General features: G+C 72.5%; 20 protein-coding genes. 13 read left to right on the plus strand and 7 right to left on the minus strand.

Annotation, left to right across the window (positions count from 1 at the left end):
- The first annotated feature begins 137 nt into the window (after positions 1-137).
- Complete coding sequence (locus tag AN218_RS11295) at positions 138-1,118, plus strand: multicopper oxidase domain-containing protein (protein ID WP_070016699.1); 981 nt, start codon at positions 138-140, stop codon at positions 1,116-1,118.
- A 182-nt stretch (positions 1,119-1,300) separates the two neighbouring features.
- Entirely contained in the window at positions 1,301-1,504 is a 204-nt protein-coding gene (locus AN218_RS11300; protein ID WP_070016701.1) for a cold-shock protein, read from the plus strand.
- Between the two features lie 128 nt (positions 1,505-1,632).
- Here AN218_RS11300 and AN218_RS11305 read toward each other — a convergent pair whose 3' ends face one another.
- Complete coding sequence (locus tag AN218_RS11305; RefSeq protein WP_141747530.1) at positions 1,633-3,147, minus strand: hypothetical protein; 1,515 nt, start codon at positions 3,145-3,147, stop codon at positions 1,633-1,635.
- A 160-nt stretch (positions 3,148-3,307) separates the two neighbouring features.
- Between AN218_RS11305 and AN218_RS11310 the strand changes: the two genes are divergently transcribed.
- Entirely contained in the window at positions 3,308-4,219 is a 912-nt protein-coding gene (locus AN218_RS11310; protein ID WP_070016703.1) for a 2-dehydropantoate 2-reductase, read from the plus strand.
- Positions 4,220-4,271: 52 nt separating this feature from the next.
- On the opposite strand, the gene AN218_RS11315 is transcribed toward AN218_RS11310, so the two are convergent.
- Entirely contained in the window at positions 4,272-4,676 is a 405-nt protein-coding gene (locus tag AN218_RS11315; protein WP_070016705.1) for an RNA-binding S4 domain-containing protein, read from the minus strand.
- A gap of 145 nt (positions 4,677-4,821) precedes the next feature.
- Between AN218_RS11315 and AN218_RS11320 the strand changes: the two genes are divergently transcribed.
- The 6 genes from AN218_RS11320 (at position 4,822) to paaK (ending at position 11,355) form a co-directional block, all read left to right on the plus strand.
- On the plus strand, positions 4,822-5,364 hold the full coding sequence (locus tag AN218_RS11320; protein ID WP_070016707.1) for a (2Fe-2S)-binding protein: 543 nt from the start codon (positions 4,822-4,824) through the stop codon (positions 5,362-5,364).
- Entirely contained in the window at positions 5,361-6,356 is a 996-nt protein-coding gene (locus AN218_RS11325) for an FAD binding domain-containing protein (protein ID WP_070016710.1), read from the plus strand. The genes AN218_RS11320 and AN218_RS11325 overlap by 4 nt, the downstream gene beginning before the upstream one ends.
- Positions 6,353-8,470 (plus strand): xanthine dehydrogenase family protein molybdopterin-binding subunit, encoded by a 2,118-nt coding sequence (locus tag AN218_RS11330; protein ID WP_070016712.1) that lies wholly within the window; start codon positions 6,353-6,355, stop codon positions 8,468-8,470. Before AN218_RS11325 ends, AN218_RS11330 begins: the two co-directional genes overlap by 4 nt.
- Before the next feature lie 130 nt (positions 8,471-8,600).
- Positions 8,601-9,353, plus strand: coding sequence for a haloacid dehalogenase type II (locus AN218_RS11335; protein WP_079132053.1), 753 nt, complete (start codon positions 8,601-8,603; stop codon positions 9,351-9,353).
- Between the two features lie 227 nt (positions 9,354-9,580).
- Complete coding sequence (paaI, locus tag AN218_RS11340) at positions 9,581-10,000, plus strand: hydroxyphenylacetyl-CoA thioesterase PaaI (protein WP_070016727.1); 420 nt, start codon at positions 9,581-9,583, stop codon at positions 9,998-10,000.
- A 2-nt stretch (positions 10,001-10,002) separates the two neighbouring features.
- On the plus strand, positions 10,003-11,355 hold the full coding sequence (gene paaK / locus AN218_RS11345) for a phenylacetate--CoA ligase PaaK (RefSeq protein ID WP_070016728.1): 1,353 nt from the start codon (positions 10,003-10,005) through the stop codon (positions 11,353-11,355).
- A 79-nt stretch (positions 11,356-11,434) separates the two neighbouring features.
- On the opposite strand, the gene AN218_RS11350 is transcribed toward paaK, so the two are convergent.
- The 5 genes from AN218_RS11350 to AN218_RS11370 all read right to left on the minus strand — a co-directional run bounded on the left by AN218_RS11350 (position 11,435) and on the right by AN218_RS11370 (position 14,962).
- On the minus strand, positions 11,435-12,280 hold the full coding sequence (locus tag AN218_RS11350) for an SDR family oxidoreductase (RefSeq protein WP_070016715.1): 846 nt from the start codon (positions 12,278-12,280) through the stop codon (positions 11,435-11,437).
- 101 nt (positions 12,281-12,381) lie between these two features.
- Positions 12,382-13,044, minus strand: a complete 663-nt coding sequence (locus tag AN218_RS11355; RefSeq protein ID WP_079132050.1) for a methylated-DNA--[protein]-cysteine S-methyltransferase — start codon at positions 13,042-13,044, stop codon at positions 12,382-12,384.
- Complete coding sequence (locus AN218_RS11360) at positions 13,041-13,640, minus strand: RNA polymerase sigma factor (protein ID WP_070016716.1); 600 nt, start codon at positions 13,638-13,640, stop codon at positions 13,041-13,043. Before AN218_RS11360 ends, AN218_RS11355 begins: the two co-directional genes overlap by 4 nt.
- 4 nt (positions 13,641-13,644) lie before the next feature.
- Positions 13,645-14,265 (minus strand): methylated-DNA--[protein]-cysteine S-methyltransferase, encoded by a 621-nt coding sequence (locus tag AN218_RS11365; RefSeq protein WP_079132051.1) that lies wholly within the window; start codon positions 14,263-14,265, stop codon positions 13,645-13,647.
- A gap of 106 nt (positions 14,266-14,371) precedes the next feature.
- Positions 14,372-14,962 carry a DNA polymerase ligase N-terminal domain-containing protein gene (locus tag AN218_RS11370; RefSeq protein WP_070016731.1) on the minus strand — a complete coding sequence of 197 codons (591 nt, stop codon included), beginning with the start codon at positions 14,960-14,962 and terminating at the stop codon, positions 14,372-14,374.
- 426 nt (positions 14,963-15,388) lie between these two features.
- Between AN218_RS11370 and AN218_RS11375 the strand changes: the two genes are divergently transcribed.
- The 4 genes from AN218_RS11375 to AN218_RS11390 all read left to right on the plus strand — a co-directional run.
- Positions 15,389-16,213: an LLM class F420-dependent oxidoreductase gene (locus AN218_RS11375; protein ID WP_070016718.1), complete on the plus strand. Its 825-nt coding sequence runs from the start codon at positions 15,389-15,391 to the stop codon at positions 16,211-16,213.
- A 13-nt stretch (positions 16,214-16,226) separates the two neighbouring features.
- Positions 16,227-16,658: a TIGR03668 family PPOX class F420-dependent oxidoreductase gene (locus tag AN218_RS11380; protein WP_070016720.1), complete on the plus strand. Its 432-nt coding sequence runs from the start codon at positions 16,227-16,229 to the stop codon at positions 16,656-16,658.
- A gap of 106 nt (positions 16,659-16,764) precedes the next feature.
- Positions 16,765-17,673, plus strand: a complete 909-nt coding sequence (locus AN218_RS11385; RefSeq protein ID WP_070016723.1) for a PTS sugar transporter subunit IIAB — start codon at positions 16,765-16,767, stop codon at positions 17,671-17,673.
- 24 nt (positions 17,674-17,697) lie between these two features.
- Positions 17,698-19,268 (plus strand): PTS ascorbate transporter subunit IIC (locus AN218_RS11390; RefSeq protein ID WP_079132052.1); only part of this gene is annotated, 1,571 nt, incomplete at its 3' end.

Here is a 19,268-nt window from a genome sequence, read left to right on the forward strand (position 1 = left end):
TGTCCCGACGTACGAGGGCAGTTGAGGCAGGCAGCCACCGCCGAGCGCACAGCGCCACCCGCACCTCGCAGACAGCGCGGGGCCCGGCCGCGCAGCAGACGCAGCCCGTGCAGGCACCGCCGAAGGGAGACCGACCGATGTCCGAGACGTCCGCCGGCGGCCTCGCCCGCCGCAGCTTCAGCAGACGCCTGCTCGCCGGTTCGGCGGCGGCCGCGCTGGGACCCTCGGTCCTCGCCGCGCCCTCCGCGGCGGCAGCGGCGCCCTCCGTGGGCACGGCGGCCGTACGCCGCGCCGGACCCGGCGGCGAGGTCCGCCATATGAAGCTCTACGCCCAGCGGTTGAAGGACGACCAGATCGGCTACGGCACGGAGAAGGGCAAGGCGACGATCCCCGGCCCGCTCATCGAACTGATCGAAGGGGACACCCTGCACGTCGAGTTCGAGAACACCACCGACACCACCGTCAGCCTCCACCCGCACGGCGTGGACTACGACCGTGCCAACGACGGCACGAAGATGAACGCCAGCGTGGTCGAGCCGGGCGGCACGCGCACCTACACCTGGCGCACCCACGCCCCCGGCAAGCGCAAGGACGGCACGTACCGCCCCGGCAGCGCCGGCTACTGGCACTACCACGACCACATCGTGGGCACCGAGCACGGCACGGGCGGCATCCGCGCGGGCCTCTACGGACCGCTGGTGGTGCGCAGGGAGGGCGACATCCTGCCCGACGCCCAATTCACCGTCGTCTTCAACGACATGACGATCAACAACCTGCCCGAGGGGCCGGACTTCACGATGACGGTGGGTGACCGCGTCGAGATCATCATGATCACGCACGGCGAGTACTACCACACCTTCCACGTCCACGGGCACCGCTGGGCCGACAACCGGACGGGCCTGCTGGAGGGCCCCGGCGACCCCAGCAGGATCATCGACAACAAGATCACCGGTCCCGCCGACTCGTTCGGGTTCCAGATCATCGCGGGGGAGGAGGCGGGCGCCGGAGCGTGGATGTACCACTGCCACGTCCAGAGCCACTCCGACATGGGAATGGCGGGCCTGCTGCTGGTCGCCCAGCCCGACGGCACGGTCCCCGGCCACGACGGGCACCACTGACGACGGTCCGGCGGGTCCCGTGGTAGGTTGTCGGAGTTGCAGTTTTGGTACCCATTACTTTGTGCGCCTGACGGTTGTGACCTTCAGGCGCACGTTTGTTTTCCGGTGTTTCTGGATGGGTCAGGGCGGCGACGGACTCCGCGAGGTGCGGAGTTCAAGTTTTGCCTCACAAGGAGATCGGCATGGCATCCGGCACCGTCAAGTGGTTCAACTCCGAAAAGGGCTTCGGCTTCATCGAGCAGGAGGGCGGCGGCGCCGACGTCTTCGCCCACTACTCGAACATCGCGGGCCAGGGCTACCGCGAGCTGCACGAGGGCCAGAAGGTGACCTTCGACGTCACGCAGGGCCAGAAGGGCCCGCAGGCGGAGAACATCACCGCTGTCTGACCGGCTTCACCGAAGCCTCACCGTCCGGGGCCGGCACCTGATCCGTCAGGTGCCGGCCCCGGCGCGTTCCTCGGTCCGCCGCAGTCGCTGCCGCTGTCGCAGTTGCTTTCGCGTCACAGCCTTCGCCACTAGTGCTGCGGACGCCCTCCGCCCGGCGTCACGTACACGCGCCAGCCCGGGAGTTGACGCAGCGTCTCGGACGGCCAGTTCCGCGCCCACAGCGGCGGGTGCCGGTCCTTGCCCGTCGTCACGGCGATCGGCTCGTGCCGCAGCGCCATCTGCCGCAGGCCCTCCTTGGTGATGCTCATGTCGTGGCCGTTCGACTGCCGCGAGGTGCAGCCCGCGTACTGGCCCACGGGTACGGCCAGCGGTCCCGTGACCGTGCACGGCGTCCGCAGCCCGAGCCGGCGCATCGCGTCCGCCGCCTCCGTCAACTGCCCCGTCATCTTGTGATTGCGCTCCAGCACCGACTGCAGCACCTGGTACTGCACGCCGAAGTGACTGCCCAGCAGCAGCGCCGGCACCAGGATCAGCAGCAGCGGACGCCGTCCGGTCGGCCCCTGCGTGAGCGCGCCCCGTACGAGTTCGCCGACGGGCAGCGCGAGCAGCGCGTACGACGGGAGCAGAAAGCGGGGCGCCGCGTAGCCCATGAGGAAGAGGTAGGGCAGCGCGAGGACCACGGCCGTGACCGACGCCAGTACGGCGGTGTCCCGTCTGCCCGCCCGCACCGCCGCCGTGATCCCGCCGCCAGCCAGCAGCGGCAGCGCGAACCACCACACGGCGGTCTGCGGCTCCTCCCACGCCATGGTGCAGGGCCGGCACAGCATCCGCCCCTGAAGAGCCCGTACATGGTCGCCGATCGCGACGTTCCAGCCCATGCCGCCCTGGATCTCGCTGGCCCGGTGCAGCCGTGTGAACAGACCCCCGTACGACGTGAACGCCTCGACCACCCACGGCGCGACGCCGAGCAGCGCGCCCGCGCCGAGCGCGACGAAGAGCGCGGGGCGGCGCCAGGAGCCCACCAGCAGCGCGGCTCCGGCGAGCGCGAGCACCAGCCATGCGGCGTCCGGCGGCCGCATCAGCGCCACCACGCCCACGCAGACGCCGAGTCCGGCGAGGGCGCGGCGGTCCTCGCCGCGGCGGGCGCAGCGCAGGAAGCAGCCGACAGCGCCGAGCGATCCGAAGGCGCACCACAGGTTCGGCATCGCCTGCGGCCCGTAGTAGAGGGTCATCCACAGTCCGGCGAAGAGCGCGCCGCCCCATGCCAGTACCGGTACGGGCAGCAGCCGCCGCCAGATCCACAGCGAGGCCAGCAGCGCCGCGCCGGACAGCACGGCGAGGAAGACCCGCAGCAGCGTGGTGGAGGAGGTGAACGAGACGAGCGGCGCGACCAGATAGGAGATGCCGCGCGCTCGCGGTGCGCTGAAGAACGCGACGGGATCCTGGTCGTCGACCTGGCTGATGTAGACCGACTCGTCCCAGCCGAGCCCGGTGCCCGGGAGGACGAGAAGGATCTGCACCAGGGTGTAGAGCGCCGCGACGGCCCCGAGGTGGAGCAGCGGGCGGCCGGAGGGTCCGGGCCCGTAGTCGGGGAGGCGCTTGAGGCGGTCGGTGACTGGTGCGCTCGGAGTTGCAGGCAGCACGTACATGGCCGAACCTCGTCCCGCTCTGTGAAACCTGTGACCGGCAGAAGATCTAGGGCGATCTGTGGGCGAGATCTATGCGTAACACCGGATATGTCTGTTTCGCGGTAATGGTGGCCCCGGCCCGGTCACTCGGCGGCGGGCGCCTACGATCGCCGGTATGAGCGCTTCATCAGCACCGTCTGAGCGGATAGCCGTGATCGGCGGCGGGGCCGTCGGCGGCCTCGTCGCCGCCTTCGCCGAGGAGGCCGGCCACGAGGTGACCCTCTGTCTGCGGTCGCCCCTCGACGGGCTCACCGTGGAGACGGAGGGTGAAGTGCTCCGTCCCCGCCTGCGGTTCGTCACCGAGCCGGACGAGGCGGGAGTGCACGACTGGGTCCTGCTGACCACCAAGGCGCAGGACACCGAGGGCGCCGCCGGGTGGCTGAACGCGCTGTGCGGACCGGGGACCGTCGTCGCCGTCGTACAGAACGGCATCGACCACGTCGAGCGCGTCTCACCCCTGCTGCCGGAGGGCGCCGAGGCGCTGCCCGCGCTCGCCTTCATGGCCGTCGAGCGCGTGGCGCCGGGACGGATCGTCCACCACTACTCCAGCGAACTGCACGTCCCCGAGGGGCAGTCGGGCGCCCGCCTCCAGGCCCTGTTCGCCGGCGGCCGCCTCACGGTGCGCGGCGTCGGGGACTTCCGTACGGCGGCCTGGCGCAAGCTGTTCACCAACGTCGCGGCCAATCCGCTGACCGCCCTGCTGCTCCAGCGCATGCACATCCTCGGCGACCCGGAGATGTACGCCCGCGCCGAGGAGATCCTCCGCGAAGGGCTCGCCGTCGCCCAGGCGGAGGGCGCGCTCGTGGACGAGGGGGACGTACGGCGGGCGCTGCGCGCGAACCTCGCCGTCGGGCCCGACGGCGGCACGTCCACCTTCTACGACCGCCTCGCCGGACGTCCGATGGAGCACGAGCACCTCACCGGCGCCGTGGTGCGCCTCGCCGAGCGGCACGGCGTCGACGTACCGCTCAACCGGCTGCTGCTGACGCTGCTGCGCGCCGCCGACCGCGAACTCCGCGCGGACTGAGCGGACCGAGCGGACCCGTACGGCGCCCAACGGGCCCGCACCGTACGGGAGTTCAGGGAGCGCCGCGGTGCGGGCCGCCGCCGTCCATGCCGCGCAGCCGCTCCATCTCGCGCCGGTCGCGCTTGGTCGGGCGGCCCGTGCCGCGGTCCCGGCGTCCGGCCGGAGCGACCGCCTCGGGAGGCGGCGGAGGCGGGCTGTGGTCCGTGTAGCACTGCACGGCGACCGGCGCCCCGACCCGCTTGCGGATGACGCGGGAGACCACCACGATCCGCTCCCGCCCGGCCTGCCGCACCCGCACCTGGTCGCCGGGCCGCACCGGATGGGCGGGCTTGACGCGGTCCCCGTTCACCCGGACATGGCCCGCGCGGCACGCGGAGGCCGCCGATGAGCGGGTCTTGGTCAGCCGTACGGACCAGATCCACACATCGACCCGTACGGTCCCTGCGTCCTCAGCCATGCCCCCGACTCTAGAACCCGGGACGTGGCAGGCGGCAGGGCGCTCGACCGCGGCCCCGGCGCCGCCGCCCCCTTCGCCCGTACGCCCCCGCCGTGCCGGACATGCCCAGGTTTGGCACCCGTCGGGCCGGTGGTACTGGGGCGAAGTGGAATCACACCTCACCCTCCGGGTCGACGGCGAGGCGCGGTCGCTGACCGTCGACACCCGCACCACACTCCTCGACGCCCTGCGCGACCGGCTGTCGGTCACCTCCCCCAAGAAGGGCTGCGACCACGGCCAGTGCGGCGCCTGCACGGTGCTCCTCGACGGCCGGCGCGTGCTCAGTTGCCTGATCCTCGCCGTCGCCCACGACGGAGCGCAGGTGACCACCGCGGCCGGACTCGCGCCCGAAGACGGCGAACTCCACCCGCTCCAGCGGGCGTTCCTCGACCACGACGGCTTCCAGTGCGGCTACTGCACGCCCGGCCAGATCTGTTCCGCCGCCGGCATGCTCGACGAAGCGAGCGCCGGCCATCCCAGCCTCGTCACCCCCGTCGCGGACGGCGACGGGCGCAGCGACGGCCACGTACGGCGCGGACCGGCCGCCCTCGGCGACGACGAGATCCGCGAACGCATGAGCGGCAACCTGTGCCGCTGCGGCGCGTACGTCAACATCGTCGCCGCGATCAGGGAGGTCTCCGCCCAGTGATCCCCTTCGACTACGCCCCCGCCTCCGACACCGACAGCGCGGTGGCGACCGTCACGGCACGGCCCGGCGCCGCGTTCCTCGGCGGCGGCACCAACCTCGTCGACCACATGAAGCTCGGCATCGCCTCGCCCGACCTGCTCGTCGACGTGACGCGGCTGCCGCTGGACGCCGTCGAGGAGCTGCCCGACGGCGGACTGCGCATCGGCGCCACCGTCCGCAACAGCGACCTCGCCGCGAATCCGCTGCTGCGCAGCCGCTATCCGCTGCTCTCCCATGCGCTGCTGGCGGGTGCCAGCGGCCAGTTGCGCAACGCCGCGACCACCGCGGGCAATCTGCTCCAGCGCACCCGCTGCTCCTACTTCCAGGACGTGACCACGCCCTGCAACAAGCGTGAGCCGGGCTCGGGCTGCGCCGCGATCGGCGGCTGGAACCGCTACCACGCGGTGCTCGGCGCCTCCGAGCACTGCATCGCCGTACATCCCTCGGACATGGCCGTCGCCATGAGCGCCGCGGACGCCGTGGTCACCGTGCTCGGCGAGGAGGGCGAACGGCGCGTCCCGCTGGGCGAGTTCTACCGGCTGCCCGGCGACACCCCGCAGTACGACACGAACCTCGCGCACGGCGAACTCATCACCTCCGTCGAGCTGCCCCCGCTGCCCGCCGGCGCCCGCTCCGGCTACCGCAAGGTGCGCGACCGCGCCTCGTTCGCCTTCGCGCTGGTCTCCGCCGCGGCCGTGCTCGTCACCGACGGAGGGCATGTACGGGAGGCGCGCATCGCCTTCGGCGGCCTCGCGCACAAGCCCTGGCGGGCGACCCACGCCGAGGAGGCGCTGCGCGGAGCGGTCCTCGGCGAGGAGGCGTTCCGGCTGGCGGCCGACGCCGAACTGCGGTACGGGCAGCCGCTGCCCGGCAACGCCTTCAAGATTCCGATGGCACGCAACGCGCTCGCGGCGCTCCTGCGCGAGCTGGCATTCGTGGAGGAGCGCCGATGACGACCGCGAAGCCGCTCGACGTACGCAGCGTCGGCACCTCGCCGGAGCGCCTGGACGGCCCGGTGAAGGTCACCGGCACCGCCCCCTACGCATGGGAACACCCGCTGCGCGCCCCGGTGTTCGTGCAGCCGTTGCAGGCGGCCGTCGTACGGGGACGGGTCACCGCCATGGACGCCCGTGAGGCGCTGGCGCTCGACGGTGTGCTCGCCGTGCTCACCCCGTTCGACGCGCCCCGGATCGTGGACACCGGCGACGCCGAGATGGCCGTGCTCCAGTCCGACGAGGTCGCCTTCCGGGGCCAGTTCGTCGGCGCCGTCGTCGCTCAGACTCCGGAGGTGGCGCGGCAGGCCGCGGACCTCGTCGACGTCGAGTACGAAGTGTGGCCGCACGACACGGAGTTCAGCGCCGACCGGCCCGACCTCTACCGGCCCGAGGCGGTCAACCCGACCTACGACACCGACACCGACGACGGCGACGTGGACGCCGCGCTCGCCGCCGCGCCCTTCACCGTCGACGCGACGTACAGCACGCCCATGGAGCACAACAACCCGATGGAGCCGCACACTTGTGTGGCGCTGTGGGAAGGCCCGGACGACGAGCCGCAGTTGACGCTCTACGACTCCACGCAGGGTGCGCACGCCGTACGCACCACCCTCGCGGGGCTGTTCGGACTCCCCGGCGACCGCGTACGCGTCATCTCCCCGCACGTCGGCGGCGGCTTCGGCTCGAAGGGGATGCCGCACGCGCACAACGTCCTCGCGGTGCTGGCGGCCCGCGTGTGCGCCGGCCGTCCCGTCAAACTCGCCCTCACCCGGCAGCAGATGTTCTCCCTCGCCGGCTACCGCACGCCCACGGTGCAGCGGCTGCGGCTCGGCGCGGACACCCGGGGGCGGCTGACCGCCGTGTGCCACGACGTCGTCGAACAGACCTCCAGGATCAAGGAGTTCGCGGAGCAGACGGCCGTCGCGACACGCATGATGTACGCCTCCGACAACCGCCGCACCAGCCACCGGCTGGCCGCGCTCGACGTTCCCGTACCGTCCTGGATGCGCGCCCCCGGCGAGGCGCCCGGGATGTACGCCGGCGAGTGCGCCATGGACGAACTGGCCCACGCCTGCGGCATCGACCCGGTCGAACTGCGCGCGATCAACGACCCGGAGAGCGACCCGGAGACCGGCAGACCGTGGTCCGGACGGCACCTCGTACGGTGTCTGCGCGCCGGCGCCGAACGCTTCGGCTGGGACCGGCGCCCGGAGCCCGGCACCCGGCGCGAGGGCCACTGGCTGGCCGGGATGGGCGTGGCCAGTTCCACCTACCCCGGCTACTACTTCCCGGGTTCCGTCGCGGAGATCGAACGCCGGGCGGACGTCGGCGGACGGGCCGACGGATACGCGGTGCGCATCGGCGCGGCCGACCTCGGAACGGGTACGTGGACCGCGCTGTCGCAGATCGCCGCCGACGCCCTCGACTGCCCCTTCGACGAAGTGCACTTGGAGATCGGCGACACCGCGTTCCCGTCGGCGACGGTCGCGGGCGGTTCCTCCGGGCTCAACTCCTGGGGCTCCGCCGTCGTTTCGGCCGCCCGCGCCTTCCGCGACGAGCACGGCTGGGAGCCCGCGCCGGGCGCACGCACCCGTACCGGTGTGGAGTCCGCCGACGGAGGGCCGGACTACGCGGTGCACTCCTTCGGGGCGCAGTTCGCCGAGGTACGGGTGAACACCGACACCGGCGAGGTGCGGGTGCCGCGGATGCTGGGCGTCTTCTCGGCCGGACGCATCGTCAACCCCCGTACCGCACGCTCCCAGTTCATCGGCGGCATGGTCATGGGCCTGTCGATGGCGCTGTTCGAGGAGAGCGTCTTCGACAACGGCACGGGACACGTCGTCAACCACGACTTCGCCCAATACCACGTCCCCTCCTGCTCGGACGTCCTCGACATCGACGCGACATGGCTCGACGAGCCCGACATGCAGGCCAACCCGATGGGCTCCAAGGGCATCGGCGAGATCGGCATCGTCGGCTCGGCCGCCGCCGTCGCCAACGCCGTCTTCAACGCCACCGGAATCCGCGTACGCGACCTGCCCGTCACACCGGACAAACTGCTGCGCTTGTGACCAAGACGGCGCGGAACGTGGCGAGTTCCGTGCCCGATACGCACCGCGAGGTCCGGCGGGCGCGGGCCGGTCACACATGATTCACCCGTGACGCCCCGCAGTTCGGGTGCTCACGGGTATCTTGCGGAACATGCCCCCGGAACAACCCGCTCCGCCCGAGCAGGACGCCGTACCGCCACCGCCCTCGGCGTACCAGCTCAAGGCAGTCGTCTTCGACGTCAACGAGACGCTCAGCGACATGACGCCGCTGCGCGCCCGCTTCGAGGAGGTGGGCGCTCCCGCGGACCTCATGCCCGTGTGGTTCGCCGGAGTGCTGCGTGACGGCTTCGCACTGACCGCCGCCGGCGCCTACGCGGACTTCGGCGACATCGCCCGCGACGGACTGCGCACCCTCCTCGCCGACCTCGACGGACGCGGCGCGGACGAGGCGGACGAGGCCGCCGCGCACATCCTGGAGGGCATGGACTCCCTGCCCCCGCACCCCGACGTCGCGGGCGGCGTGCACGCGCTGCGCCGGAGCGGTCTGCGGCTGGTGACGATGACCAACGGATCGCCCGAGCTGACCGACGGACTGCTCAAACGGGCGGGTGTACGCGACCAGTTCGACGCGCTGCTCGGTGTGAGCGGCCCCCGCTGCTGGAAGCCGGCGCCCGACGCGTACCGGTACGCGGTGCGCAGGGCGGGCGTACGTCCGGGCGAGGCGCTGCTGGTCGCCGTGCACCCCTGGGACGTGGACGGGGCGCAGCGCGCGGGGCTGGCCGGTGCGTGGCTGCGGCGCGGGGCGCCGCACTATCCGGAGACGATGTCGCGGCCCAAGTGGATCGCGGAGGATCTGGAGGAGCTGGCCGAGGCGCTGGCGGCGCGCGGCACCGGGGGAGCCTGAAGCGGCCCCGGCGGAGCCTGAGGCGGAACGTGGGCCGGGCCGTTCCGCCGCCGCGCGTTCGCCGTTCCCTCCGGTGTTCTCTCCGTCGTTCCCGCCCCCTTCCGTCGTCGCGGGCCGTCGTCCGGCACCTCTTGACAGCCACATCCGTTGCTGGATTACTGGATCACGCCGCAGCGGTGACCGAATGGTCGGTCGGCGGCAGGGCCGAGTACGAGAGCGTGGAACGCATGACGCAAGCCATGAGCGACGGGGCGGCGCAGACGATGTTCGCCGCCGACCGGGCCTCGCGGGAGCTGGGCATCACCTTGCTGGAGGCGGGGGAGGGCGCGGCGCGGCTGCGCATGACCGTGACCTCCGCGATGGTCAACGGGCACGGCATCGCGCACGGCGGCTATCTCTTCCTCTTCGCCGACACGGCTTTCGCGTGCGCCTGCAACAGCCACGGTCCGGTGACCGTCGCCGCCGGTGCCGACATCTCCTTCGTACGGCCGGCGTACGAGGGCGATACGCTCACCGCCGTCGCCGAGGAGCGCACCAGCCGCGGGCGCAGCGGGATCTACGACGTGAGCGTCCTGCGCGACGGCGAGGTCGTCGCCGAGTTCCGCGGCCGCAGCCGCACCGTCGGGCGTGTGGAGGGTTCCCGATGACGATGAGCGACGCCCCCGCCCCCGCCGGGCCGGGTCTGCCGCGCCGCACCGGCGAGCCACTGCCTCCCGGACTGCGCGACGCCGGGGAGCGGATGGACGCCGAGGAGCTGCGCGCGCACCAACTCACGGCGCTGCAACGGACGTTGCGCACGGCGTACGACGAAGTCGAGCTGTACCGCAGGAAGTTCGACGCGGCCGGAGTGCGGCCCGAGGACTGCCGCACGCTGGAGGACCTCGCACGCTTCCCCTTCACCACGAAGGCGGATCTGCGCGAGACCTATCCGTTCGGGATGTTCGCGGTGCCCATGGCGGACGTACGACGCATCCACGCCTCCAGCGGCACCACGGGGCGTCCCACCGTGGTGGGTTACACCGACAACGACATCTCCATGTGGGCGGACATGGTGGCCCGTTCGATACGCGCGGCGGGCGGCCGTCCCGGCGACAAGGTCCATGTCGCCTACGGATACGGCCTGTTCACCGGCGGGCTCGGCGCGCACTACGGGGCGGAGCGCGCCGGATGCACCGTCATCCCCGTCTCGGGCGGGATGACGGCACGGCAGGTGCAGCTCATCCAGGACTTCGAGCCCGAGATCATCATGGTCACGCCCTCGTACATGCTCACGCTGCTCGACGAGTTCGAGCGCCAGGGCGTCGACCCGCGAAACACCTCGCTCAGGACGGGCGTCTTCGGCGCAGAGCCCTGGACGGAGGAGATGCGCGCGGAGATCGAGGAGCGCGTGGGCATCCACGCCGTCGACATCTACGGGCTGTCCGAGGTGATCGGCCCCGGCGTCGCGCAGGAGTGCGTGGAGAGCAAGGACGGACTGCACATCTGGGAGGACCAGTTCTTCCCCGAGATCGTCGACCCGCTCACCGACGAGCTCCAAGGGCCGGGCGACGAGGGCGAGTTGTGCTTCACCTCGCTCACCAAGGAGGCCATGCCGGTCGTCCGCTACCGCACCCGCGACCTGACGCGGCTGCTGCCCGGCACGGCCCGTCCCGCCTTCCGGCGCATGGAGAAGGTCACCCGGCGCTGCGACGACATGATCATCCTGCGTGGCGTGAACATCTTCCCCAGCCAGGTCGAGGAGATCCTGCTGCGCACCCCGGGGCTCGCGCCGCACTTCCAGCTCCGCCTGGAGACCCGGGGACGCCTGGACCACATGACCGTACGCGTCGAGGCACGGCCCGGTACCGGCGCCGCGGAGCGCGAGGCCGCCGCGGAGTCGGTCGTACGGGCCGTAAAGGAGACCGTCGGGCTGAGCGTCGAGGCCGTGGTCGTCGAGCCGGACACCATCGAGCGCTCGGTCGGCAAGATCCGCCGCGTGGCCGACGAGCGCATACGGGGCTGACGGCCCGGCTCTCCTGCCCCGGTTCTCCTGCCTGGGCTCTCCTGACCCGGCTCCCAAGTCCCGGCCTCCGGGCCCTGGTTCAGCCGTCCTGCGGCCGGCCCGCGCCGAACTCGACCGTCGTGAACTGCGGGTTGGCCAGAAGGAATCCGCCGTCCACGGGGTAGGAGCCGCCGGTGGTGTAGGCGGCGTCGTCCGAGACGAGCCAGGCGATGAGCGAGGCGACCTCGCGCGGGTCTCCGGGCCGCGGTACGGGAAGCGCCGGACGGTGGACGCTGTGCACGTCGGCGCCCTCCAGACCGGACATCCGGGTGGCGATCAGCCCCGGCGCGACCGCGTTCACGGTGATGCCGTACGCGGCCAGCTCCAGCGCCATCGACTTCGTCAGCCCGCCCAGTCCGTGCTTCGCGGTGTTGTACGCGGTCGAGGACGGCAGCGGCGTGTGCTCGTGCACGGACGTCACATTGACGATGCGGCCTCCCTCGCCCCGGTCGATCATGCGCAGGGCCGCGCGCTGGCTCAGCAGGAACGGCCCCTCCAGGTCCACCCGCACCACGTGTCGGAAGTCCTCGAAGACGATCTCGGTGAACGGCGCGGACCTGTTGTCGCCCGCGGCGTTGACGAGGACGTCCAACCTGCCGAAGGCGTCGGCGAATTCGTCGATCACGCGCTCCGCGCCCGGCAGCCGCGTCAGGTCCAAGTGACGCACCTCCGCGCGGCGTCCCCGCTCCCGTACGTCCTCGGCGGTCCGCTGCGCCGCCGCCTCGTCGGCGAACCAGGTCACGCCGACGTCGAAGCCGGAACGGGCCAGCGCGAGCGCCGTCGCCCTGCCGATGCCGGACTCCGAGCCGGTGACGATCGCGGCCTTCGCGGGACCCGTTCCGCTGCCGTCGGCGCCGCCGGTCGCGGGGGTGCTGGAGTCGTCCATGGTCTCGCTGCTCCTTGTCTACGGGGACGTACGCGGGACCGGGCCGTCGGTGCCGTGCACCGGGCCGGTGCTGGAAGGCTTCCCGCGGGGGCCGCCGCCGATCAGGCGGCCTCCAGCGTCAGCAGCGTCCGCTTGGCCTCCGCCCCGCCCGCGTACCCGCCGGCCGAGCCGTCGGACCGTACGACCCGGTGGCAGGGCAGCACGAGCGGCAGCGGATTGGTCGCGCACGCGGTACCGACGGCGCGGACCGCCCGTGGGCTGCCCGCCGCGGCCGCCATCCGCGCATAGCTCTCCGTCCGCCCGTAGCCGATGTCCGGCAGCCGCGTGATCACTTCGCGCCGGAACCCCGTCGACAGCCGCAGATCCAGGGGGAGTTCGAAGCGGGTGCGGCGCCCCGCGAAGTACTCGTCGAGCTGGCGCACCGTCTGCTCCAGCCGTGCCGGCCCCCGCAGCACCCGCGGGCTGACGCGCTCGGCGAGATCCGCCAGGACGGCGTCGTGGTCCTGGACGCCGTAGGCGATACGGACCAGACCCTCTTCGGTCGCGGCGAGCAGCAGCGGACCGACGGGCGTCTCCAGGGTGCGGTAGGCGACGTCCAGCAGACCCGCGCGCTCCGCGCCGTCCACCAGCCGGGCGTGCAGCCGCTCCCGGGCCGCCGGATCGGCGTCGGGCAGCGCGGCCAGCGGGCCGGGTACGGCGGGTACGGCGGGGGCGTCGGAGGTGCCGGACGGGCCGGAGTTCGCGCGTGGTGTCGGGGTCGTCATGGCCTCTCGCCTCTCTCCTCTCGCTGGTGCGCTCTTCGCTGCCGCGCTCCCGCGTCCGTTCTCTGCTCCGTACGGCCCGGGAGGCTCCTGCGCAGCGACGTGATGCCGTCGGACGCCGCCCTGCGTGCCGCGTCCGTGCTGACGCCGGTGACGGCGGCGATCTCGCGGTAGGGCAGCCCGGCCAGATAGTGGTAGGCGACCGCCGCGCGCTGGCGCCGCGGCAGCGCCTTCAGCGCGTCCCACAACTCCTCGTCCCGTTCCCAAGGCGGCTGCTGCGCCTGCCCGTTGGCGGACGCGGCGGGTGCGCCGGGACCGCCCGTGCCGCTTCCGCCGACGGCAGGTTCGGGGACCTCCGCGACCGCGAGCGGCCGGCGCGAGTCCGCCCGTACCACGTCGATCGCCTTGCGGTGCGCGATCGTCACGAGCCACGCCTCGATGCGGGCGTCCTCCGGCAGTTCCGGATACGCCCTGAGCGCCGCGAGGAACGTCTCGGACCAGGCGTCCTCCGCGTCGTGCGGGCCGACGACGGCCCGGCACACGCGGAGCACCATCGGCCCGTACTCGGTGACGATCTCCTCGAAGGGTCGCAGTGCCATCGCGTCAGAAGAGCCGGGCCGTCCTGGTCACCGACGCCGCTCCCTCCAGCTCCAGCAGGAACCGCTTGCGCTCCAGACCGCCCGCGTAGCCGGTCAGGGAGCCGTCGGCTCCCACGACGCGGTGGCAGGGGACGATCACCGAGAGCGGGTTGCGGCCGTTGGCGGAGCCGACGGCCTGGGCCAGCGCCGGGTCGCCCAGTTCGCGGGCCAGCAGGCCGTACGAGCGGGTCTCGCCGTACGGGATCTGCCGCAGCAGCGCCCATACCCGTTGCCGGAAGGGCTCGCCGCGGGGCGCGAGCGGGAGGTCGAAGCGCTGCCGTTCGCCCGCGAAGTACTCGGCGAGCTGGCGCCGTGCCTCGTCGAAGCCGGTCTCGTCGCGGGGGCCGAGGGCGCCGGGGGACGGTCCCCGCAGGTGGTCCTCGAAGTAGACGCCGGTGAGGGCGCCGCCGTCCGCGACCAGGGTCAGCGCGCCCAAGGGCGAATCCACGACGGTGTGATGGACGCCGCCGGAGGCTCCGTCGTCCGCGGTGGTGTCCGTGTCCGTGTCCGTGCCCGTACGCGTACGGGTGTCTGTGTAGGTGTCCGTCTCCGGGCCCGTGTCCGTCGTGCCGGTGTCCGCTGTCATGGCCCCGCTCCCTTCCCTGCCGCGTGGCCGATTCTTCCCGTCCACACGAGGAAGACGTCGGGGAGGTCCGGAACGTGAGGTCCGGACGGAAGAGAATTCCGCGCGCTCAGTCCGCCTCGCCGTCCTCCTCGGTGACCTGCTTCAGCGTCCGCCTCGTCAGGGCCGAACGCGCCCGTTGCGGATCGGGCGTGCGCGCCTCGCGTGCGGCCCGCGCGTCGCTCTGCTTCACCAGCAGCCACGCCTCGCGGCCCTCGTCGCCGCCGTGGGTGCCGCCGCCGCGGAAGCGGGTGAGGGCCCAGCCGCCGTGGAGCTTGCCGCCGTCGAGCCAGAAGGTGGCGTGACCGCGCTCCAGCGCATGTGCGAAGTCTTCGGACAGCGGCCGGTAGGTGCCCTCGTCCCAGACGATGACGGGGCCCGCGCCGTACTCGCCCGAGGGGATCACGCCCTCGAACTCCCGGTATTCCAGCGGGTGATCCTCGGTCGGCATCGCCAGCCGCTTCTCGCGCGGATCGGCCGAGGGGCCCTTCGGCACGGACCACGACTTCAGCACCCCGTCCACCTCCAGACGGAAGTCGAAGTGCGTGGTGGTCGCGTCGTGGATCTGTACGACGAAGCCGGCGGACTCCCCGGCGGGGGCGTCGGCGCCGCGCGGCTCGGACGTCTTCGCGAAGTGCCGCTTGCCGCGGTAGCGCTCCAGCGCCTCCCGCTTGCCGGTGCCGGTGCCCGTGCCGGCGCTCTGCGAGGACGTGGCGCTCTTCGCGCTCTTCGCAGCCTTCGCCGTCTTCGGCGCCCTCGCCGTCCGCTCCGCCGCCCCCGCCTCGGCGGTCGTTCCGGTCGCGGCCCGCTTCCTGCTCTTCCCGGTCTTCTCGCTCACCGCGGCTCCTTCCGCGTACGTACGTGCCGGGCCCGAGTTCCCACACCGCACGCTCCACGCATCCGGTACCGCGCACCGGGAAGAGCCGGGGCCGCATCCGCGCTGTAGTGAACCGTGCGGATGCGGGTACCTCCGCCCTCCGGCACCCGGACCGGCACCCGTCCCCGGGCCCGGACCCGCACCGCACCGGCCACGTACGTACGCACTCGCCCCCGCACGCGAGTCGCGAACCGAAGGGAAGCAACCACTGTGAAATTCGGCGTATCGACCTTCATCACCGATCAGGGAATCGCCCCCGACGCCCTGGGCCGCGCCGTCGAGGAGCGCGGCTTCGACTCGCTGCTGATCGCCGAACACACCCACATCCCCGTCGACCGCCGCTCCCCGTACCCGGGCGGCGGCGACCTGCCGGAGATGTACTACCGCACCCTCGACCCCTTCGTCGCCCTGAGCGCCGCCGCGGCCGTCACCGAGCGGTTGCTGCTGGGCACGGGCATCGCGCTGGTCGCCCAGCGGGACCCGATCGTCACGGCGAAGGAAGTGGCCTCGCTCGACCTGGTCTCCGGCGGGCGCGCGGTCTTCGGGGTCGGCGTCGGCTGGAACCGCGAGGAGATGGAGAACCACGGCACCGACCCCACGACGCGCGGCCGTCTCGTGAACGAGCGGCTGGGCGCGATGCGCGAGCTGTGGACGGCGGAGAAGGCCGAATTCCACGGCGAGTTCGTCGACTTCGACCCCGTCTACTCCTGGCCCAAGCCGGTGCGGCGCCCGCATCCGCCGATCTGGGTCGGCGGCGGCGAGGGCGCCTTCGGGCGCGTGGCGGACTTCGGGGACGTCTGGCTCGCCAACCGCACGGACCCCGAGCAGTTGGGGCCGCAGATCGAGCGGCTGCGCGAGGCGGCGGGACGCGAGGTGCCGGTGACGGTGTACGCCGCCCCGGACGACCCCGCGACCATCGAGGGCTATGAACAGATCGGCGTGGAGCGGCTGTTGCTCTATCTGCCGACCCGCCCCGAGACGGAGTCCGTCGAGATCCTGGACCGGCTCGCGGCCGCCGCCGACCGGTTCCGCTGACGGGCGGCGCGGCATGCCGAAGATGACGGGCGACGAGGCGCGGCGGCGCTTCGCCGGGGAGCGGGCCGTCACCCTGGCCACCACCGACGGTGCCGGGTGTCCGCACCTCGTGCCCGTCACCTTCGCGCTCTCCGGCGACGCGGTCGTCTTCGCCGTCGACCACAAGCCCAAGCGCTCGCAGCGGCTGAAGCGGCTGGCCAACATCGCGGCCGATCCGTCCGTCTGCCTCCTGGCCGACTTCTACGACGAGGACTGGGAGCGGCTGTGGTGGACGCGCGCCGACGGCACCGCCCGGGTGCTGCCGCCGCCCGCCGAGTCGGCGGAGTCGGCGTCGTACGCGGAGCTGCTCGTGGCCAAGTACAGCCGCCAGTACGGGGATCGGCCGCCGCAGGGGCCGGTCGTGGAGATCACGGTCGAGCGGTGGACGGGCTGGCGCGCCGCCTGACGATCCCGGGCGGCGGGCGGTCCGCACGGTGCGTGCGCCGGGGGCCCGTACGGTGAGCCCGCCCCCGGCGTTCCCCCTGTTCGGTGAACGTGCAACCATCCGCCCCATGGCGACAGTGAGTGAACTCCTCCCCGAGGACGCCGTACGGCTGGATGCCGCGGCGGGGGACTGGCGCGAGGCGATACGGCTCGCCGGGGAGCTGATGACGCGGACGGGCACCGGAACCGCCGACTACACCGCGGAGATGATCCGCAACGTCGAGGAGAACGGCCCGTACATCGTCATCGCGCCCGGCTTCGCGCTGGCGCACGCGCGCCCGTCGCCCGCGGTGCTCAGGACGGGGATGTCCTGGGTACGGCTGGCCCGTCCCGTGGAGTTCGGGCACGAGACGAACGATCCCGTGGACCTGGTCGTCGGCCTCGCCGCCGAGGACAAGGGCGCGCATCAGGCGGCGCTCGCGGAGCTGGCGCGGCTGCTGGCCGACCCCGCGACGGAGCGTGCGCTGCGGGAGGCGTCCGGACCGGAGGCGCTGCTCGCGCTGCTGTCGGGTACGCAGGCTCCGGGCGAGGCCACCGGGAACGCCACCGGGAACGCCGCCGGTGACGGGACCGCGGACGACCGCGCCGACCAGGCCGATCAGGCCGACCAGGCCGAGGGGAGCGAGCAGGACAGCCGGGACGACCGGAGCGAGCGGAGCCGCGCTTCCGCTTCCGCCTCCGTCTCCGCTTCCGTGCACAAGATCCTCACCGTCTGTGGCAACGGCCTCGGCACCAGCCTCTTCCTCAAGAACACCCTGGAGCAGGTGCTCGCGCGCTGGGGCTGGACCTCCCACGTCACCGTCGAGGCCACGGACACCGTCTCCGCCAAGGGCAAGGCCGGCGAGGCCGTCGCCGTCTTCACCTCCCGCGAGATCGCCGCGGCCCTGGCGGAGTTGAGCGTCCCCGTCCGCGTCATCGAGGACTTCACCAGCACCGCCGAGGTCGACGGCGCGCTGCGCGACACGTACGACGTCTGAGCACGGGAAGGAACCCACGGCACCATGGGCCCGCTCATCTCCACCGCCGAGTTTCTCGTCAACGAGATCCTCAGCCAGCCTCCGTATCTGATCGGCCTGATCACCGCCGTCGGCCTCATCGCGCTGAGGAAGCCGGCCGGTCAGGTCGTGGGCGGCGCCATCAAGGCGACGCTCGGCTTTCTGCTGATCAACGCCGGCGCCGGTCTCGTCGTCGACTCCCTCGCGCCGCTGGGCGAGATGATCCAGGGCTCCACGGGCGCACACGGCGTGATCCCCACCAACGAGGCGATCGTCGGCATCGCGCAGGAGCAGTTCGGTGCCCGCGTCGCATGGCTGATGATCATCGGGTTCGCGCTGAGCCTGCTGCTGGCCCGCTGCACACCGCTGCGCTACGTCTTTCTGACGGGCCATCACATCCTGTTCATGGCCACGCTGCTGACGATGGTGCTCGCCTCGGCCGGGCTCTCCTCCGTGGTCGTCGTCCTCGTCGGCGGTGTGCTGCTGGCCGTCCTGCTCGTCTCCATGCCCGCCTTCGCGCACCCGTGGACGAAGCGGATCACGGGCAACAACTCCATCGCGATAGGGCACTTCGGCACCGCGGGCTATGTCACGGCGGGCGCGGCCGGACAGCTCGTCGGCCGGCGCAGCCGCAGCACCGAGGAGATGAATCTGCCCGAGGGGCTGCGCTTCCTGCGCGACTCGATGGTGGCGACCGCCCTGTCGATGCTGGTGATCTACGTGGTGATGGCGCTCGTCCATCTCGCCGGTGCCGGGCGGCGTACGGCGTTCAAGGCGTTCGCCGCGGGCGGGGGAGAGGCCGCCACCGACGTCGGCGGCTATGTGATGAGCGCGGTGATGCAGGGGTTGCAGTTCGGCATCGCGGTGGCCGTCATCCTCTTCGGCGTCCGTACGATCCTCGGCGAACTCGTCCCCGCCTTCCAGGGGATCGCCGCGAAGGTCGTCCCGGGGGCCGTGCCCTCGCTGGACGCGCCGATGGTCTTCCCGTACGCGCAGAACGCCGTGCTCGTCGGCTTCCTCGCCAGCTTCACCGGAGGGCTCGCCTCGCTCGGGCTGCTGACCGCCGTCTTCGGTCCCGCCTTCGGACTGGCGCTCGTACTGCCCGGTCTCGTACCGCACTTCTTCACCGGCGGAGCCGCCGGCGTCTACGGCAACGCGACGGGCGGGCGGCGCGGCGCGGTCGTCGGAGCGTTCCTCAACGGTGTGCTGATCACGTTCCTGCCGGCGCTGCTGCTGAAGGTGCTCGGCGCCTTCGGCTCGGAGAACACCACGTTCGGGGACGCGGACTTCGGGTGGTTCGGCACGCTCGTGGGCAACGCCGCCAAGGCGGGACCGGTCGGGGGCGTCGTCCTGATGCTGCTGACCGGCGCCGTCGTACTGGGCGGCGCCGTGCTGGTGCAGAAGCGCGTCGTCGAGCGCGGCTGGGATCCGGGTGCGCGCCGCGACGCCCTGCTGCCGCCGCAGCGGGACGCCGCGGACGCTTCGCGTGCGGCCGGTGCCGCCGCGAAGTCCGTTGCGGGACAGGGCGGTTCGGGCGGTTCCGGCACCGGGTACGCGAAGATCGCGCCGCCGCGCGG

The organism is Streptomyces nanshensis (assembly GCF_001751255.1).
Classification (GTDB): Bacteria; Actinomycetota; Actinomycetes; order Streptomycetales; family Streptomycetaceae; genus Streptomyces; species Streptomyces nanshensis_A.

What these genes read in the sequence shown, in the direction of transcription:
- AN218_RS11295 (WP_070016699.1), top strand. Translation starts at nt 138, where the DNA reads ATGTCCGAGACGTCCGCCGGCGGCCTCGCCCGCCGCAGCTTCAGCAGA.
- AN218_RS11300 (WP_070016701.1), top strand. Translation starts at nt 1,301, where the DNA reads ATGGCATCCGGCACCGTCAAGTGGTTCAACTCCGAAAAGGGCTTCGGC.
- AN218_RS11310 (WP_070016703.1), top strand. Translation starts at nt 3,308, where the DNA reads ATGAGCGCTTCATCAGCACCGTCTGAGCGGATAGCCGTGATCGGCGGC.
- AN218_RS11315 (WP_070016705.1), bottom strand. Translation starts at nt 4,676, where the DNA reads ATGGCTGAGGACGCAGGGACCGTACGGGTCGATGTGTGGATCTGGTCC.
- AN218_RS11330 (WP_070016712.1), top strand. Translation starts at nt 6,353, where the DNA reads ATGACGACCGCGAAGCCGCTCGACGTACGCAGCGTCGGCACCTCGCCG.
- AN218_RS11335 (WP_079132053.1), top strand. Translation starts at nt 8,601, where the DNA reads ATGCCCCCGGAACAACCCGCTCCGCCCGAGCAGGACGCCGTACCGCCA.
- paaI (WP_070016727.1), top strand. Translation starts at nt 9,581, where the DNA reads ATGACGCAAGCCATGAGCGACGGGGCGGCGCAGACGATGTTCGCCGCC.
- paaK (WP_070016728.1), top strand. Translation starts at nt 10,003, where the DNA reads ATGAGCGACGCCCCCGCCCCCGCCGGGCCGGGTCTGCCGCGCCGCACC.
- AN218_RS11350 (WP_070016715.1), bottom strand. Translation starts at nt 12,280, where the DNA reads ATGGACGACTCCAGCACCCCCGCGACCGGCGGCGCCGACGGCAGCGGA.
- AN218_RS11355 (WP_079132050.1), bottom strand. Translation starts at nt 13,044, where the DNA reads ATGACGACCCCGACACCACGCGCGAACTCCGGCCCGTCCGGCACCTCC.
- AN218_RS11360 (WP_070016716.1), bottom strand. Translation starts at nt 13,640, where the DNA reads ATGGCACTGCGACCCTTCGAGGAGATCGTCACCGAGTACGGGCCGATG.
- AN218_RS11365 (WP_079132051.1), bottom strand. Translation starts at nt 14,265, where the DNA reads ATGACAGCGGACACCGGCACGACGGACACGGGCCCGGAGACGGACACC.
- AN218_RS11380 (WP_070016720.1), top strand. Translation starts at nt 16,227, where the DNA reads ATGCCGAAGATGACGGGCGACGAGGCGCGGCGGCGCTTCGCCGGGGAG.
- AN218_RS11385 (WP_070016723.1), top strand. Translation starts at nt 16,765, where the DNA reads ATGGCGACAGTGAGTGAACTCCTCCCCGAGGACGCCGTACGGCTGGAT.